Below are 17,083 nucleotides of genomic sequence, written 5' to 3' on the forward strand. Positions count from 1 at the left end.
GGACCTGACAGGGTCTCTCCCGCCGGCCCGTCGTCGTTTCCGGCCCCACCGGCCCCACCCAAGCCCCTCCCGGCCCCACCCCGGCCCCATCGGCCCCTCACGCGTCCCGGGGCCGCCTCCCGGGCCCCCCGGGGCGTGGGGTCCGCCGGTCCCGGTCGTGCCGAAGGCCCGCGGTCGGGTGGACCGCGGGCCTTCGTCGGCTGAAGCTCGGCGCCTCGGAGCTACTGCTCGCGACGCAGGTTCGGCTTGAGGTCCTTGAAACGGGCCAGCATGCCGTTCACGAAGGACGGGGAGTCGTCCGTGGAGAACTCCTTGGCGAGCTGGACCGCCTCGTCGATGACGACGGCGTCCGGCGTCTCGTCCATCCAGATCAGCTCGTACGCGCCGAGCCGGAGGATGCTGCGGTCGACGACCGGCATGCGGTCGATCTCCCAGTCCACGGCGTACGTGACGATGAGGTCGTCGATCCGGTTCGCGTACCGCGCGTACCCCTCGACGAGTTCCATCGTGAACTCGCCGACCGGGGGCTGACGGTCGTCGGTCCGCGAGTGCCGGACCCAGTCCGCGAGGACCGTCTGCACGGACTCGCCGCGCTGGTCGGCCTCGAAGAGGATCTGGAAGGCGCGCTTGCGGGCCTTGTTCCGGGCAGCCACGGTTAGCTGTTCACCCGGCCGAGGTAGTCGCCCGTACGGGTGTCGACCTTGATCTTCTCGCCGGTGGTGATGAAGAGCGGCACGCCGATCTCGTAACCGGTCTCCAGCGTGGCGGGCTTGGTGCCACCGGTGGAGCGGTCGCCCTGGACGCCCGGGTCGGTGTGCTGGATGGTCAGCTCGACGGCGGCGGGCAGCTCCACGTAGAGCACCTCGCCCTCGTGCTGCGCGACCGAGGCGGTGAAGCCCTCGATGAGGAAGTTGGCGGCGTCGCCGACGGACTTGCGGTCGACCATCAGCTGGTCGTACGTGCTCATGTCCATGAACACGAAGTACTCGCCGTCCATGTACGAGAACTGCATGTCCCGGCGGTCGATGGTGGCCGTTTCGACCTTCACGCCGGCGTTGAACGTCTTGTCGACGACCTTGCCGGAGAGCACGTTCTTGAGCTTGGTGCGCACGAAGGCCGGGCCCTTGCCGGGCTTGACGTGCTGGAACTCGACGACGGACCAGAGCTGGCCTCCGTCGAGCTTGAGCACCAGGCCGTTCTTGAGGTCGTTCGTGGAAGCCACGGTTGCGGAATCTCCTGGACTGAAAGCTGGTGGACGGCCAAGAACGCGCGCTAGAGCGCGAGCAGCTCCTTGGTCGTAATGGTGAGTAGCTCGGGTCCGCCGTCCGCCTCGGGGCGCACGACGAGCGTGTCATCGATCCGGACACCGCCCCGGCCCGGGAGGTGGACCCCCGGTCCGACGGTGACCGGCACGCAAGCGTCCAGTTTACCCATGGCTGTCGGTGCCAGCTGCGGGTCCTCGTCGATTTCGAGTCCCACCCCGTGCCCGGTACGCGGCGAAAGCCCCTCGCCGTGCCCCGCGGAGTCCAGCGGATGACGGGCCGCGTGGTCGACTTCGCGGTAGGTGGCGTCCGGCAGCAGGGCCTCCCGGCCACCGCGCTGAGCGGCGAAAACGAGGTCGTACAGCTCGATCTGCCACTCCGCCGGGGCGGTACCGATGACGAAGGTGCGGGCGATCTCGCAGCGGTAGCCGCGGTAGCTCGCGCCGAGGCAGACGCTGAGGAAATCGCCTTCCTCGACCCTGCGGTCGGTGGGCCGGTGACGCCCCTGGCCCGAGTTGGGCCCGGTGGCCACGGAGGTGGCGAAGGCGGGGCCCTCGGCGCCGTGGTCGACCAGCCGGCGTTCCAGCTCCAGGGCGAGGTGGCGTTCGGTACGGCCGACGAGGATCGATTCGAGGAGCTCCCCCAGCGCCTGGTCGGTGATCTCCGCCGCGATGCGCAGGCAGGCGATCTCCTCCTCGTCCTTGACCACCCGCAGCTGCTCCACGGTGGTCCCGAGGTCGCCGAGACGCAGCCTGGGGGCGGCGGCGGCCATGGCCCGGTGGCGGGCCACCGTCAGGTCGTGCTCCTCCACGGCGAGGCGCTCCGTCCCGTGCTCGGCGGCCAGGGAAGCGGCGGCGATCGCCGCGTCCCCGCCCCCGCTCCCCAGCACCGACACCCGCAGCGACTCGTCCGGGCGCCCGCGGGCCGGGTCGGCGGCCGGGGCGCGGGGGCAGAGCAGGACGTCCTCACCGGTGCCGAGCAGCAGGACGGCGCCCGGAGGCGCCCCGCCGGCGAGATAGCGGACGTTGGCGGGGCGGGAGACCAGGGCGGCGGCCGATCCGGCGGCGGCGCACCGGTCGCGGACCAGCCCGCGGCGGACGGCGTACACCTCTGACATGCCCCGAGCGTACGAGCGCGGACGCCGCCCCGCCCGTCAGCGCTGTCCGACCGGGGACGGCCGGAAGACCGTCTACCAGGTGGGCGGGCTCGCCAGTGCGCGGGCGAGGACGTCGTCCAGGACGCGGGCGGTGGTCTCGACGTCGTACGTCGAGTTGTCGATGATCGGCAGCCCGGAGCCGTACCACCCGGCCATGCGGCCGTGGATGCGGGCGACCTCCTCGTCGGAGAGGCGGCGGTTGCCGGTGCGGGCGGCGTTGCGCTCCAGGACGACTTCCAGGCCGGGCAGGAGGACCACCGGGAGCAGGCCGGGGCCGACGTGGCGCTTCCAGCCTCCGAGGCCGATGACGGGCCGGTCGGGGAAGACGGCGTCGTCGAGGATGCAGGAGATGCCGTTGGCGAGGAAGTTGCGGGCGGCGAAGCCGCAGGTGCGGCGGGCCAGCCGGTACTGGGCCTCGGACTGGTCGTTCCAGCCGGCCTGCGGGTCGGCGAACCCGGAGCGCACCCATTCGCGTACGTCGTCCAGCGAGACGTGGGCGGTGGGCACCCGGCGGCGGGCGGCCCAGAGCTTGGCGACGGTGGTCTTCCCGGCGCCCGCGGGGCCGATCAGGAGAACGGCGAGGGTGGCGGCGCCGGTGCCGGGTTCGACGGGCTGCGCGGGCAGCGGCACGAGGCCGCCCGGCGGGAGCCGGAAGTGGCCGGTGACCTCGCGCGCGGGGGGCGCGGGCTGCTGGTCGGGGCCGGGCGCGGGCCATCCCTGGGCCAGGGGTGCCGGGGGCGCGGGAGGTGCCGGGGGTATCGGGGGCGGCGTGCCGGGGCCGCCGAGGTGCGGGGCGTGGTGCGGGCCGCCGACGGGGCCGTGTCCGGGCCGGTGGGGAGGCGGCAACGGAGCCCCCACTGCGTGCTGCATCCGGTGCCACTCCGTCTCGTGCGGTCAACTGGCGCTGGTCGGACGGCTACCGTACCGCCCCGGGCCTTCACTGGGTGAACGGCCCGGAGCGGTGCCGAGTGCCCGCGAGGGGGCACCGGGGCGTGTTCCGAAGGAGCGCCGTCCGCCCGGACGGGCGGGGACGACCGGAACACGCCCGACGGTGACGCCGGGTCAGTCCGTCAGTTCGTCGGCGAGCGCGCGCAGCGCGAGCCGGTAGGAGCCGATGCCGAATCCGGCGATGGTGCCGGTGGCGACCGGCGCGACCACGGAGGTGTGCCGGAACTCCTCACGCGCGTACGGGTTCGAGATGTGCACCTCGATGAGGGGAGCGGTGCGCTGGGAGATCGCGTCCCGCATGCCGTACGAGTAGTGGGTGAACGCGCCCGGGTTGAGGACGACCGGGACCGAGCCGTCCGCCGCCTCGTGGAGCCAGCGGATCAGCTCCCCCTCGTCGTTGGTCTCGCGGACCTCGACGTCGAAGCCGAGCTCCTTGCCGAGCGCCTGGCAGGTCTCGACGAGACCGGCGTAGGAGGTGGCCCCGTAGACGTCGGGCTCGCGGGAGCCCAGACGGCCGAGGTTCGGGCCGTTCAGCACGTAGACGCTGCGGGTCACGCGGAGACCTCTCCGTAGGCGGCGAGCAGGACGGCCGGGTCCGGGCCCTCCAGGACGGTGGGCTTGCCGAGCGCGTCGAGCACGATGAAGCGCAGCAGGTCGCCGCGGGACTTCTTGTCGAGCTTCATGTTCTCCAGCAGGCGCGGCCACTGGTCACCGCGGTAGGTGAGCGGCAGGCCGACCGACGCGAGGACGGTGCGGTGCCGGTCGGCGGTGGCGTCGTCGAGCCGTCCGGCGAGCCGGCCCAGCTCGGCGGCGAAGACCAGGCCGATCGAGACGGCGGCGCCGTGGCGCCACTTGTAACGCTCGTTCTTCTCGATCGCGTGGCCCAGCGTGTGGCCGTAGTTGAGGATCTCGCGGAGTCCGGACTCCTTGAGGTCGCTGGAGACGACCTCGGCCTTGACCCGGATGGAGCGCTCGATCAGCTCGGCGGTGTGCGGCCCGGCGGGCGTACGGGCGCCCTCGGGGTCCGCCTCGACCAGGTCGAGGATCACCGGGTCGGCGATGAAGCCGGCCTTGATGATCTCGGCCATCCCGGAGACGTAGTCGTGCACCGGGAGCGAGTCGAGGGCCGCCAGGTCGCAGAGGACGCCGGCCGGCGGGTGGAAGGCGCCGACGAGGTTCTTGCCCTCGGCGGTGTTGATGCCCGTCTTGCCGCCGACCGCCGCGTCCACCATGCCGAGCACGGTGGTGGGGACGGCGATCCAGCGCACGCCGCGCAGCCAGCTCGCCGCGACGAAGCCGGCGACGTCGGTGGTGGCGCCGCCGCCGACACCGACGATGACGTCGCTGCGGGTGAAGCCGGTCTGGCCCAGCGCCTTCCAGCAGTAGGCCGCGACCTCGACGGTCTTGGCCTCCTCGGCGTTCGGCAGCTGGATCGCGATGGCCTCGTACCCCTGGGAGGCGAGGTCCTCGCGGACCGCCTCCCCGGTCTCGGCGAGGGCCTCCGGGTGCAGCACGGCGACGCGCTTGGCCCGGTCGCCGATGAGCTTCGGCAGCTCGCCGAGGAGCTGCCGGCCGACCAGCACCTCGTACGGGGCGCTGCCCTCGGTGCCGGCGACCTGGATACGGGTGGGGGCCTGCTCGGTCATCGCTGTCTTCTCCCGGCCGGGCGTGGTGTCGCGTTCCGGCAGTTCCAGTGCGTCGACGATCTCGCTTGCGATCTCGTCGGGGGTGCGGTCGTCGGTGGCGACGGTCACCCGCGCCACCTCTTCGTACAGGTGGCGGCGGAGCTCCATCATCTCGCGCCACTGCCGGCGCGGGTTGACGGCCAGCAACGGCCGCGCGGTGCCCAGGCCGACGCGCTTGACCGCCTCTTCCACGTCCATGGAGAGGTAGACGACGGCCTGCCCCGCCAGCAGGGCGCGGGTGCCCTCGTCGAGCACCGCGCCGCCGCCGAGCGCGAGGACACCGGTATGCCCGGCCACGGCCTCGCGCACGGCGTGGCGCTCCAGTTCGCGGAAGTGCTCCTCGCCCTCGTCGAAGAAGATCTCCGAGATGGGCTTGCCCGCGGTCGCCACCACGTCGGCGTCGGTGTCGCGGTACGGGGCTCCGAGCCGCTCGGAGAGCAGCTCACCGATCGTGGACTTGCCGACCCCCATGGGGCCGACGAGGACGACCAGCGGCCCGCTCATCGGATCTGGAGGTTGTCGAGGTAACCCCGCACGTTCCGGCGCGTCTCGGCGACGCTGTCCCCGCCGAACTTCTCCGCGACGGCGTCGGCGAGCACCAGGGCGACCATGGCCTCGGCGACGATGCCGGCGGCCGGCACGGCGCAGACGTCGGAGCGCTGGTGGTGGGCCTTGGCGGGCTCGCCGGTCACCACGTCGACGGTGGCGAGCGCGCGCGGCACGGTCGCGATCGGCTTCATGGCGGCGCGGACCCGCAGCAGCTCCCCGGTGGTCAGACCGCCCTCGGTGCCGCCGGCCCGCCCGGAGGCGCGCTTGATGCCGTCCTCGGTGACCAGGATCTCGTCGTGGGCCTTGGAGCCGGGCACCCGTGCCAGGTCGAAGCCGTCGCCGACCTCCACGCCCTTGATCGCCTGGATGCCCATGAGGGCCGAGGCGAGCCGGGCGTCGAGGCGACGGTCCCAGTGCACGTGCGAGCCGAGTCCGACCGGCACGCCGTACGCGAGCACCTCGACGACGCCGCCGAGGGTGTCGCCGTCCTTGTGGGCCTGGTCGATCTCGGCGACCATCGCCTTCGACGCGTCGGCGTCGAGGCAGCGGACCGGGTCGGCGTCGAGCGCCGGCACGTCGGCCGGGGTCGGCAGCACGCCGTACGGCGCCTTGGCGGCGGCCAGTTCGACGACGTGGCTGACGATCTCGATGCCCGCGGTCTCCTTGAGGTAGGAGCGGGCGACGGCGCCGAGCGCCACGCGGGCGGCGGTCTCCCGGGCGCTGGCGCGCTCCAGGATCGGCCGGGCCTCGTCGAATCCGTACTTCTGCATGCCCGCCAGGTCGGCGTGGCCGGGCCGGGGGCGCGTCAGGGGGGCGTTGCGGGCCAGTGCGGCCAGCTCCTCCTCGTCCACCGGGTCGGCGGACATGACCTGCTCCCACTTGGGCCACTCGGTGTTGCCGACCATGACGGCGACCGGGGACCCCATGGTGAGGCCGTGGCGTACCCCGCCGAGGAAGGTGACCTCGTCCTGCTCGAACTTCATCCGGGCACCGCGCCCGTAGCCGAGCCGCCGACGGGCGAGGGCGTCGGCCACCATCTCCGTGGTGACCGGGACGCCGGCGGGAAGACCCTCCAGCGTCGCCACGAGTGCGGGGCCGTGCGACTCCCCTGCGGTCAGCCAGCGCAACCTGCTCAACGGTGCTCCTCGATGCTCGCGCGCAAAACTGCAGCGGCACGGCCGGGTGCGCGGCCCTGGCCCGCCGCCCCGATCCTCCCACGACCGGGGAGGTGGACCGGCCCCCGGTCCAGCAGACGGACGCTTCGTGCCCGTCCGCTCACGTCCCGGGGCCGATTTCCGGGGCTCGGCGAGGGGCCCACGGCGGTGCTCAGCGCGCCGCCAGCGCGGCCTCTCCCGCCGCCCGCATGGCGGCCAGCGGCGCCGGGGAGCGGCCCGTCATCTGCTCGACCTGGAGGACCGCTTGGTGCACCAGCAGGTCGAGGCCGCCGACCACGGCCCCGCCCCGGTCCGCCCAGGCGGCTGCGAGGGCGGTGGGCCAGGGGTCGTACAGCACGTCGAAGAGGGTGCCGGGAGCGTCCGGTACGGCGGCGGCGAGGGCGTCCGTGGTGCCGGCCGGGGTGGTCGCGACGACGAGCGGGGCGGCGAGGGCCCGAGCGGCCTCGGCCCAGTCGGCGATGACGACGTCCACGCCGAGGCGTTCGCCCCAGCCGCGCATCTCGTCGGCGCGTGCGCGGCTGCGTACGTAGGTGGTGACCGGCCCCGTGCAGATCTGGGAGAGCGCCGCGAGGGCGGAGGAGGCGGTCGCGCCCGCGCCGAGAACGGCGGCGGACTCCACCGTGCCGGCGCCCCGCTCCCGCAGCGCCGCGACCATGCCCGGGATGTCGGTGTTGTCCCCGAGGCGTCGGCCGTCCTCGGTGAGGACGACGGTGTTGACGGCCTCGACCGAGGCCGCGGCCTCGCTGACGGTGTCCAGCAGCGGGATGACGGCCCGCTTGAGCGGCATGGTCAGCGACAGCCCCGCCCAGCCCGCGTCCAGCTTCTCCACGAAGTCGGCGAGCCCCGCCTCGTCCACCTCGAAGCGGTCGTACGACCAGCTGTCGAGGCCGAGTTCGGCGTACGCGGCCCGGTGCAGGACCGGGGAGAGCGAGTGGGCGATCGGGGAGCCGAGGACCGCGGCGCGGCGGGGCTGGGGAATCACTGGTTCTTCTTCCGTTCTTCCTCGTATGCGGCCCTGTTGCGGTTCTGCTCCTCGTTGGTCTCCGCGAAGAGCGTGGTGTCCTCGTTGACCGACACGAAGTAGTACCAGGGGCCGGGGGCCGGGTTCATCGCCGAGTGCAGGGCGTCGGCGCCGGGGTTGCTGATGGGTCCGAGCGGAAGGCCCTTGACGTAGTACGTGTTGTACGGGTCCTTGATCTTCCGGAGCTCGTCCACCCCGCCGACGTCGAGGGTGCTCTCGCCGGCGACGTAGTTGACCGTGGAGTCGAACTCCAGCCGGCCGACCGTCTCGCTGTTGTCGGGCTCCAGCCGGTTGTAGACGACCCGTGCCACCTTGTCGAAGTCGTGCTTGTACTTGCCTTCCTTCTGGACGAGGCTGGCGACGGTGATCAGTTGGAGCGGGCCCTTGAGGCCGAGCTTCTTCGCCGAGCCGGCGAGGTCGACCTTGCTGTACTCCTCGTCGGCGCGCTCGACCATCCGCTTCAGGGCGTCCTCGGGCTTGGAGCCCTTGGCGACCGGATAGGCCGCCGGGTAGAGGAAGCCCTCCAGCGGGTCCTTGATGTCCGGGTCGTCGTCCGCCCACTCCGGCAGCCCGAGGTCCTTGTACTGCTCCTCGGCCACCTTCTGGGTGGTGCCCTCCTTGAGCTCCAGCCGCTTGTCGATCATCGCGTAGATGGTGGTGTTCCGGGTGCCCTCGGGAATCACCATCGTGTTCTGGCTCTTCGGGTCGAGCATCATCTTGACCGCGTTGGCCGCCGACATCTGCTTGTTGAGGAGGTAGACGCCCGCCTGGATCGAGTTGCCCTTGGGGTTCGAGTTCTGGGCGGAGACGAAGGCGTCGACGGACTTGATGACGCCCTGCTTCTTCAGCTTGTTGGCGATGTCGTAGCCGAGCGCGTTCTTCGGGATCTCGACCTGGACCTGCGGGCCGGTCCCCATCCCCTCGTAGTCCTCGGGGGCGCCGAACTGCTGCTTCCAGTAGGAGTATCCGTAGTAGGACACCCCGCCGAGGCCGCCGACGAGGACCAGCGACACGACCAGGCAGGCGCAGCCGTTGCGGCTCTTCTTCTTGCCCTTCGGCCGGCCGCCGCGCCGGCCGGAGCGCGGGTCGTCGTCGTACGCGGAGTCCGCGTCGTCGTCCGGGTCGGAGTCCCGGTCCGTCTCGTCGGAGGCGTTCTTGCCGCGGCCACCGCGGCCCTTGCGCTCCTCCGCCGTGTCGGCGCCGGTGAAGAAGGGGTGCGTCTCCTCCACCGGTTCGTCCGGGTCCCAGTCCGTCTGCGGCTGGGGCTCGGGTTCCGGCGCCGTGCGACGGCCCGGCGGCTGCGGCGGCGGAAAGGCCTCCGCGGTGGCGTACTGATCGCCGGGGGTGCCGTAGCTCTCGGCCGGGTAGCCGTACGGGTCGTGGGGCTGGGCCCCGTACGGCATGGCGGGCTGCCCACCGGTGTCCCAGCCCTGGTCGTAGCCGGGCTGCTGGGGGTCGTAGGGCTGCTGCTGCCCGTACGGCTGCTGCTGTTCGTAGGACTGCTGCTGTTCGTAGGACTGCTGCTGCCCGTAGCCGCCGCCTTGGGGCTGTTGTTGCTGCTGGTAGGGCTGCTGCTGTTGGTGCTGCTGATGCTGTTGATGCCCGTAGGGATCCTGGGGATTGCCGTAACCCTGCTGCGGGTATGCCTGCTGCTGGGCGTACGGGTCCTGAGGGTTGCCGTAGCCCTGCTGGTGCTGGGCGTACGGATCCTGGGGGTACTGCTGTTGATGCTGCGGGGCGTAGGGGTCCTGCGGATGACCGCCGTAGGAGTTCTGGCCCTGTGACGCTTCCTGGGCCGCCCAGTTCTGGTCCCCCTGGAGGGGATCCTCGGGATGCCACGGTTCGGGGCCTGCGCCCCGGCCATACTCAGTCATCGATCCCCTAGAGCCGCGAGACGCGCTTTCCGTCTCTTCGCTTGCCGTGCGGGCTGTCGAACACCGCAGCATCGCGCGGAACGTTACCGTATCGCGATCACGGCTCCACTTCGACGCCCTCGCCCGGCGCCTGCCCTGACGCCCGTTCGGACTCCAGGGCATTCTGCAGGATCACCACGGCGGCGGCCTGGTCGATGACGGACCGCCCCTTCTTGGACCGGACGCCCGAGGCGCGCAGCCCCTGGCTCGCCGTCACCGTGCTCATCCGCTCGTCCACCAGGCGCACCGGCAGCGGGTGGACCGCGCGGGCGAACACCTGGGCGAAGGCCCGGATCTTCGCCGCGGCGGGACCCTCACCGCCGCCCAGGGACCGGGGGAGGCCGATGACGACCTCGATCGGCTCGTACTCCTCGACGATCTGGCCGAGCCGCCGGTGGGCGGCCGGGACGTCACGTCCCGGCACGGTCTCCACCGGCGTCGCCAGGATGCCGTCGGGGTCGCACGAGGCGACCCCGATCCGGGCGTCCCCGACGTCGATCGCGAGCCTGCGTCCGCGACGCATCGGGGCACTCTCCTCGGTCATGCGGTCTCGGTGACCAGGCGCTCGACCGCGGCGACGGCGTCACCGATGGCCTCGGGGTTCTGGCCGCCGCCCTGGGCGACGTCCGGCTTGCCGCCGCCACCGCCGCCGAGGGTCTTGGCAGCCGTGCGCACCAGGTCGCCGGCCTTGAGACCGCGCTCGCGGGCGGCCTCGTTGGTGGCGATGACCGTCAGCGGGCGTCCGTTGGCGGTGGTGAAGAGGGCCACCACGGCGGCCCGGCCGCCCTGGATGCGTCCACGCACGTCGAGCACCAGCTTGCGCAGGTCGTCGGCGGAGGTGCCGTCCGGCACCTGGCCGGTGACCAGGGCCACCCCGCGTACGTCCTTGGCGGAGTCGACCAGCCCGGCGGCGGCCTGGAGGACCTTCTCCGCGCGGAACTTCTCGATCTCCTTCTCGGCGTCCTTCAGCTTGCCGAGCATGGCGGAGATCTTCTCCGGCAGCTCCTCGGAGCGGCCCTTGACCAGCTCCTGGAGCTGGGCGACGACCGTGTGCTCCTTGGCGAGGAAGTTGTACGCGTCCACGCCCACCAGGGCCTCGATGCGGCGCACCCCGGAACCGATGGAGGACTCGCCGAGCAGCTTCACCAGGCCCAGCTGGGAGGTGTTGTGGACGTGCGTGCCGCCGCACAGCTCCTTGGAGAAGTCGCCGATGGTGACGACCCGGACCCGCTCGCCGTACTTCTCGCCGAACTCGGCGATGGCGCCCTGCTTCTTGGCCTCGTCGATCGACATGACCTCGGCCTGGACGTCGAGCTCCCGGGAGAGGACCTCGTTGATCTTCTGCTCGACGTCGACGAGCACCGTGCCGGGAACGGCGGCGGGCGAACCGAAGTCGAAGCGGAAGCGGCCCGGGGAGTTCTCCGAACCGGCCTGGGCGGCCGTCGGGCCGAGCGCGTCGCGCAGCGCCTGGTGGGTGAGGTGGGTGGCGGAGTGGGCGCGGGCGATGGCCCGGCGGCGCGTCACGTCGATCGTGGCGTACGCGGACGAGCCCACGGTCACCTCGCCGACCTGGACGACGCCCTTGTGCACGCTGACACCGGGGACCGGCTTCTGGACGTCGCGGACCTCCACGACGGCACCGCTGTCGAGGCGGATGCGGCCGGTGTCGGCGAGCTGGCCGCCGCCCTCGGCGTAGAACGGGGTGCGGTCGAGGACGACCTCCACCTCGTCGCCCTCGGTCGCGGCGGGCGAGGGCACACCGTTGACGAGGAGGCCGACGACGGTCGACTCGCCCATGGTGGTGGTGTAGCCGGTGAACTCCGTGGCACCGGCGGTGTCGGCGACCTCGCGGTAGGCGGAGAGGTCGGCGTGGCCGGTCTTCTTGGCGCGGGCGTCGGCCTTGGCCTTGTCGCGCTGCTCCTGCATGAGGCGGCGGAAGCCGTCCTCGTCGACGGCCAGGCCCTGCTCGGCCGCCATCTCCAGGGTCAGGTCGATCGGGAAGCCCCAGGTGTCGTGAAGCAGGAACGCCTTGTCGCCGGCGAGGACCTGGCCGCCCGCGGCCTTGGTCTCGGTGACGGCGGTCTCCAGGATGTTGGTGCCGCCCTTGAGGGCCTTCAGGAAGGCGGTCTCCTCGGCGAGCGCGACCGTCTCGATGCGCTTGCGGTCAGTGATGAGCTCCGGGTACTGCTGCCCCATCGTGTCGATGACGACGTCGATCAGGTCCCGCACGACGGCACCGGAGGCGCCCATGAGGCGCATGTTGCGGATGGCGCGGCGCATGATGCGGCGCAGCACGTAGCCGCGGCCCTCGTTGCCCGGGGTGACGCCGTCACCGATGAGCATGACGGAGGTGCGCATGTGGTCGGCGACCACGCGCATGGAGACGTCCGTGGTGTGCGCGGCGCCGTAGCGGACGCCGGTGAGCTCGGTGGCCTTGTCCATGACGACGCGCAGGGTGTCGGTCTCGTACATGTTCTGCACGCCCTGCAGGATCATCGCGAGGCGTTCGAGGCCGAGACCGGTGTCGATGTTCTTGGATGGCAGGTCCCCGAGGATCGGGAAGTCCTCCTTGCCGTCGCCGGCGCCGCGCTCGTACTGCATGAAGACCAGGTTCCAGATCTCCACGTAGCGCTCGTCGTTGACGGCCGGGCCGCCCTCGACGCCGAACTCGGGGCCGCGGTCGTAGTTGATCTCGGAGCAGGGGCCGCAGGGGCCGGGGACGCCCATGGACCAGAAGTTGTCCTTCTTGCCGAGGCGCTGGATGCGCTCGGAGGGCACGCCGATCACGTCGCGCCAGATCGTCTCGGCCTCGTCGTCGTCGAGGTAGACGGTGATCCAGAGCTTCTCCGGCTCCAGGCCGTAGCCGCCGTCCGCCACGGAGCTGGTGAGCAGCTCCCAGGCGTGCTTGATGGCGCCTTCCTTGAAGTAGTCGCCGAAGGAGAAGTTGCCGCACATCTGGAAGAACGTGCCGTGGCGGGTGGTCTTGCCGACCTCTTCGATGTCCGGGGTGCGGACGCACTTCTGCACGCTGGTGGCGCGGGGGGCGGGCGGCTTGGCCTCACCGAGGAAGTACGGCTTGAAGGGCACCATGCCCGCGTTGACCAGCAGCAGAGTCGGGTCGTCCGCGATGAGCGACGCCGAAGGGACGACGGTGTGGCCGCGCTCCTCGAAGTAGCTCAGCCAGCGACGGCGAATTTCGGCCGACTCCATCAGTGGTCCTCATTCCGGTTGTTCGAGTTGTAGGGGAGGGTGCGGTACAGGGGGGCCTCGTCCGCGCGGTGCGCGGGTGAGGCCGCTCGGACGGCGCGGTGGCGCCGTACGGGGAGCTCCGGGTCGACCGGTGCGTCCAGGCCCAGCGCTCCGCCGAGTTCGGCCTCGCGCCGGACCATGCCCTCGCGCACGTCGAGGGCGAAGTCCTTGAGCCGGTGACCGGTCTCGATCGCCTTGTCCGCGGCCTGCGCCGCGAGGCTCTCGGGGCTGAGCTGCTTGATCTTGCGGTTCACCTTGGTGGTGGCCCACACGCCGGCGGCTGCGCCGGCGGTGAACCAGAAGGTTCGGCGGAACATCGCTGGTTTCAGTCCTTCTGTCCGCGGGAGCTGCGCCCGCTCCGCTTCGTGCGGGCGGACGGCACGGTTCGTCCGGCGACCACGGTACGGCGGGCGGCCACGCCCTCACGCGCGGGCTCCGCCGCGGTCCGGCGGCCGAGGGCCCGGCGGACGCCGTAGCCGAAGGCCGCGACCTTCACCAGAGGGCCGCCGAAGGTCGACGCGACGGTGGTGGAGAGGGCGGAGGCGTTGGAGGTGACCTCCTGGACGTCCGACGCGATGGCGTCGACCTTGTCCAGCTGGGTCTGTGCGGAGCGTACGGTCGCGGAGGCGTCGGCGAGCAGCGGCACGGCCTGCTCGGTCACGTCCGCCACGAGCTTGGTGGTCGCCCTGAGCGTCTGGGCCAGCCTCACCAGCACCACGGCGAGGAACGAGACCAGGATCGCCCAGAAGACGGCCACCAGGATCCCGGCCACCTCTCCACCGGTCACTGTGCACCGCTCCCTGCTTGTCGCTCGCCCCGACGGCGGGGCCTGTCACCGCTCCGACCGGCCGCGGCGCCCGGGCGCGAACCCGTCACCCGGCCAGTCGTCGTGCCCACGAGCCTATCGCGCCGGGCGTCGCGCCCCGTACCGCATTACCGGTGGCCGTGAAGGGGTTCCGGGAAGAAGTTTGTACGCAGCGCTTCCGAGCCAGTACTCTGCGTGTTTCATGCGACGCCTTCAGGGCCGGTCCCCCGAACCCGACGATCAGGGCTCCGGGCACTCCCCCCGCCGCGGCGGGCTGCCCGCGGAGCTGAACCCCTTCGTCGGACGCCACGACGATCTCGCCGCTCTCGGCTCCCTGCTGGAGGAATCCCGGCTGGTCACCGTGGTCGGTGTGGCCGGCGTCGGGAAGACCCGGTGTGCGGTGCGCGTCGCCGCACTCGTGGAGAAACGGTACTGCCACGGGGTCGGGCTCGCCGAGCTCTCCGGCCTGGGCGACCCCGACCTGCTGGAGCACGCGGTGGTCGACGCGCTGGGGCTGACCGACCACACCCTCAGGCCGCCCCGGGCGATCCTGCTGGACCATCTCGCCGACCGTGAGGTGCTGCTCGTCCTCGACGGGTACGAGCAGCACGTCGAGGCCTGCGCGGACCTGGTCCAGGAACTGCTGCGCCGGGCGCCGCGCCTGCGGGTACTGGCCTCGGGCCGCCTCCCGCTGCGGGTGGACGGCGAGGTGCTGCACCCGCTCGCGCCGATGGGCGACGAGGACGGATGGGAACTGTTCACCGCCCGCGCCGAGGCCGTCCGGCCCGGCTTCGCGCTCACCGGGGCGGTCCGGGAGACCGTACGGGAGCTGTGCCGGCGCCTCGACGGGATTCCGCTCGCCCTGGAGCTCGCCGCCGGGCGGATGCGGGCGCTCGCGCCGGAGCAGATCCTCCAGCGGCTGGACGACCGGTTCCGGCTGCTGACGGGCGGCAGCCGGAGCGCCCCGCCGCGCCACCAGACCCTGCGGACGGCGATCGGCTGGAGCCACGAGCTGTGCGCGCCCGCGGAGCGGCTGCTCTGGGCGCGCCTCTCGGTCTTCGCCGGGCAGTTCGACCTGGAGGCCGCGGAGTACATCTGCGGCGGCCCGGAGCTGCCCGCCGACACCGTGCTGGACGTGCTGGACGCGCTCCTCGCCCAGTCGGTGGTGGTGCGCGAGGACTCCCCCGCCGGAACCCGCTACCGGATGCTGGACACGATCCGCGAGTACGGGGCGCAGTGGCTGTCGGCCACCGGGGACGCGGAACGCCTGCGACGGCGGCACCGGGACTGGTTCCTCGGGCTCGCGACCTGGTGCGAGCTGGACTGGTTCTCGCCCCGGCAGGAGGTGGTGGCGGCCCGTATCGCGTGCGAACTCCCCAACCTGCGCCGGGCGATGGAGTGCTCGCTGGAGTCGTCGGAGGAGGTCCACCTCGCGCAGTACCTGGCGGGGACCCTCTGGTACTTCTGGGTCGGCTGCGGGCGGCTGGCCGAGGGCCGGTACTGGCTGGAGCACGTGCTCGACGAGGAGGCCGGCCACGATCCGGCGCGGCTGAAGGCGCAGTGGGTGCTCGGGTACGTGGCGGTGCTCCAGGGCGACGCGATCGGCGCGGTCTCCGCGCTCCAGGCCTGCCGGGACGGGGCGGAGCAGTCCGGGGACGAGGCGGCTGCCGCGTACGCGGTGCACCGGACGGGTTGCCTGGCCCTGGTCACCGACGACCTGGTGCGCGCGGAGGAGCTGCTGCGGGACGCGCTGGGGCGCTACCGGGAGGTGGGCGAGCTGAACAGCAACGTCCTGATGGCCCAGGTGGAGCTGGGCATGGCGCGGGTGTTCCAGGGGGACCTGGAGGACGCCGCCGCCAACTGCCGCGAAGTGGCGGAGATCTGCGAGGACCACGGGGAGCGGTGGGTCCGTGCCTACGCCCTCTACGTCCTGGCCTACGTGGCACTGAGGCGGGACCGCCGCGAGCAGGGCCGCCGGATGGTCCTGGAGGCGCTGGCCACCGGCCACCGGTTCCACGATCTGCTGGGCGCCGCCATCTGCCTGGAGCTGCTGGCGCTGCTGACCGTCCTGGAGGGCGACGCGACGGAGGCCGCCGTGCTCCAGGGGGCCGCGTCGTCGATCTGGCCGTCGGTGGGGGTGCCGGTCTTCGGCTCGGCCCACTACGGCGCTCCGCGCGCGGAGTGCGCCGGACGGGCCCGCCGGGAGCTGGGGGACGACGCCTACGACACCGCCGTGCGGGCCGGGGCGCTGCTGGACTTCGACGACGCGGTCCGGCGCGCGCTGGCCGGCGGGCACCCGGGTCCCGCGGAGGGGTCCCCGCCTCCGGAGGGCTGCCCTCCGGCGAAGGTCCCGGCGCCCGGGGAAACGCGAAGGCCCGCCGCCTCCCGGATGACCGAGAGGGGCGGGCCCGAGCTCTGATGCGAGCGCTGCGCCTGGATCAGCGGGCGTAGTACTCGACGACGAGCTGCTCGTCGCAGATGACCGGGATTTCCTTGCGGTTCGGGTCCCGGTCCAGGCGGAAGGCCAGGGCCTTCAGGTTCACCTGGAGGTAGCGCGGGGTCTCACCGTCGGTGTCGTAACCACCCTCGCGGGCCACCTGGAAGGGGACCTTGGAGCGGCTGCGCTCGCGGACCTGGACGATGTCGTCGGGGCGCACGCGGAACGACGGCTTGTCGACCTTGCCACCGTTGACCTCGATGTGGCCGTGAACGACCATCTGACGGGCCTGGTAGATGGTGCGGGCGATGCCCGAACGCAGGACCAGGGCGTCGAGGCGGCGCTCCAGCTCGACGACGAGCGCCTCGCCGGTCTTGCCTTCGGCCTTCTTGGCGCGGTCGTAGGCGCGCGCCATCTGGCGCTCGCTGATGTCGTACTGCGCACGCAGGCGCTGCTTCTCCAGCAGACGGACCTTGTAGTCCGAGTTCTGCTTGCGGCCACGGCCGTGCTCGCCCGGCGGGTACGGACGCGCTTCGAAGTACTTGACAGCCTTGGGCGTCAGAGCGATGCCGAGGGCACGCGACTTCTTGACCTTGGGACGCGACTGGTTAGGCACGTTCTCCAGACCTCCGTTGTAGGGGTTTACCTCAGTGGGGAGATCGCGCTTCTCACCCTGGGAACACCACGACACATCACGGACGTCACGAAGCAGCGACGGCACGCACGAGGGTGCCGTAAGCGACGGAAGGCCGATCTGATCGTGGTCAGCCGCGTCCCAGCGGGCTTGAAGACCGTCGGGCTGCCGTCAGCAACCCGAACGCACACGAACTCGTCTACAGACTACCTGCTCCTCGGAGCTGCTCGTACCGGGGGCGGGTGTGAC

Annotated in this window: 15 protein-coding genes; 1 reads left to right on the top strand and 14 read right to left on the bottom strand. The window is 72.0% G+C overall.

Annotation, left to right across the window (positions count from 1 at the left end; genetic code table 11):
- Window positions 1–221: 221 nt before the first annotated feature.
- The 13 genes from nusB to ACFWEE_RS20350 all read right to left on the bottom strand — a co-directional run bounded on the left by nusB (window position 222) and on the right by ACFWEE_RS20350 (window position 13,730).
- Complete coding sequence (gene nusB / locus ACFWEE_RS20290; protein ID WP_327174692.1) at window positions 222–653, bottom strand: transcription antitermination factor NusB; 432 nt, start codon at window positions 651–653, stop codon at window positions 222–224.
- A gap of 2 nt (window positions 654–655) precedes the next feature.
- Window positions 656–1,222, bottom strand: coding sequence for an elongation factor P (efp, locus tag ACFWEE_RS20295; protein WP_386890861.1), 567 nt, complete (start codon window positions 1,220–1,222; stop codon window positions 656–658).
- 50 nt (window positions 1,223–1,272) lie between these two features.
- Complete coding sequence (locus tag ACFWEE_RS20300) at window positions 1,273–2,379, bottom strand: M24 family metallopeptidase (RefSeq protein WP_386890863.1); 1,107 nt, start codon at window positions 2,377–2,379, stop codon at window positions 1,273–1,275.
- A 72-nt stretch (window positions 2,380–2,451) separates the two neighbouring features.
- On the bottom strand, window positions 2,452–3,288 hold the full coding sequence (locus ACFWEE_RS20305) for a Pro-rich N-terminal domain-containing protein (RefSeq protein ID WP_386890865.1): 837 nt from the start codon (window positions 3,286–3,288) through the stop codon (window positions 2,452–2,454).
- 192 nt (window positions 3,289–3,480) lie between these two features.
- Complete coding sequence (gene aroQ / locus ACFWEE_RS20310; protein ID WP_327174695.1) at window positions 3,481–3,921, bottom strand: type II 3-dehydroquinate dehydratase; 441 nt, start codon at window positions 3,919–3,921, stop codon at window positions 3,481–3,483.
- Complete coding sequence (gene aroB, locus ACFWEE_RS20315) at window positions 3,918–5,555, bottom strand: 3-dehydroquinate synthase (protein ID WP_386890868.1); 1,638 nt, start codon at window positions 5,553–5,555, stop codon at window positions 3,918–3,920. Before aroB ends, aroQ begins: the two co-directional genes overlap by 4 nt.
- The gene (aroC, locus tag ACFWEE_RS20320) at window positions 5,552–6,736 is read right to left on the bottom strand and encodes a chorismate synthase (RefSeq protein WP_386890869.1); all 1,185 of its coding nucleotides are present in this window, start codon (window positions 6,734–6,736) and stop codon (window positions 5,552–5,554) included. Before aroC ends, aroB begins: the two co-directional genes overlap by 4 nt.
- Before the next feature lie 190 nt (window positions 6,737–6,926).
- Window positions 6,927–7,754 carry a shikimate dehydrogenase gene (locus ACFWEE_RS20325; protein ID WP_386891000.1) on the bottom strand — a complete coding sequence of 276 codons (828 nt, stop codon included), beginning with the start codon at window positions 7,752–7,754 and terminating at the stop codon, window positions 6,927–6,929.
- On the bottom strand, window positions 7,754–9,670 hold the full coding sequence (gene mltG / locus ACFWEE_RS20330; RefSeq protein ID WP_386890871.1) for an endolytic transglycosylase MltG: 1,917 nt from the start codon (window positions 9,668–9,670) through the stop codon (window positions 7,754–7,756). Before mltG ends, ACFWEE_RS20325 begins: the two co-directional genes overlap by 1 nt.
- A 97-nt stretch (window positions 9,671–9,767) precedes the next feature.
- Window positions 9,768–10,232, bottom strand: a complete 465-nt coding sequence (gene ruvX / locus ACFWEE_RS20335) for a Holliday junction resolvase RuvX (protein ID WP_386891002.1) — start codon at window positions 10,230–10,232, stop codon at window positions 9,768–9,770.
- 17 nt (window positions 10,233–10,249) lie between these two features.
- Window positions 10,250–12,919 (bottom strand): alanine--tRNA ligase, encoded by a 2,670-nt coding sequence (gene alaS, locus ACFWEE_RS20340; protein ID WP_386890873.1) that lies wholly within the window; start codon window positions 12,917–12,919, stop codon window positions 10,250–10,252.
- Entirely contained in the window at window positions 12,919–13,275 is a 357-nt protein-coding gene (locus ACFWEE_RS20345) for a DUF6167 family protein (RefSeq protein WP_386890875.1), read from the bottom strand. The genes alaS and ACFWEE_RS20345 overlap by 1 nt, the downstream gene beginning before the upstream one ends.
- An 8-nt stretch (window positions 13,276–13,283) precedes the next feature.
- Window positions 13,284–13,730 carry a DUF948 domain-containing protein gene (locus tag ACFWEE_RS20350; protein WP_386891003.1) on the bottom strand — a complete coding sequence of 149 codons (447 nt, stop codon included), beginning with the start codon at window positions 13,728–13,730 and terminating at the stop codon, window positions 13,284–13,286.
- Window positions 13,731–13,965: 235 nt separating this feature from the next.
- Between ACFWEE_RS20350 and ACFWEE_RS20355 the strand changes: the two genes are divergently transcribed.
- Window positions 13,966–16,182: an ATP-binding protein gene (locus ACFWEE_RS20355; protein ID WP_386890877.1), complete on the top strand. Its 2,217-nt coding sequence runs from the start codon at window positions 13,966–13,968 to the stop codon at window positions 16,180–16,182.
- A 19-nt stretch (window positions 16,183–16,201) separates the two neighbouring features.
- Here ACFWEE_RS20355 and rpsD read toward each other — a convergent pair whose 3' ends face one another.
- Window positions 16,202–16,816 (bottom strand): 30S ribosomal protein S4, encoded by a 615-nt coding sequence (rpsD, locus tag ACFWEE_RS20360; protein ID WP_003970343.1) that lies wholly within the window; start codon window positions 16,814–16,816, stop codon window positions 16,202–16,204.
- Window positions 16,817–17,083: the final 267 nt, after the last annotated feature.

The sequence above is a fragment of the Streptomyces sp. NPDC060184 genome (genome assembly GCF_042728795.1).
GTDB lineage: Bacteria > Actinomycetota > Actinomycetes > Streptomycetales > Streptomycetaceae > Streptomyces.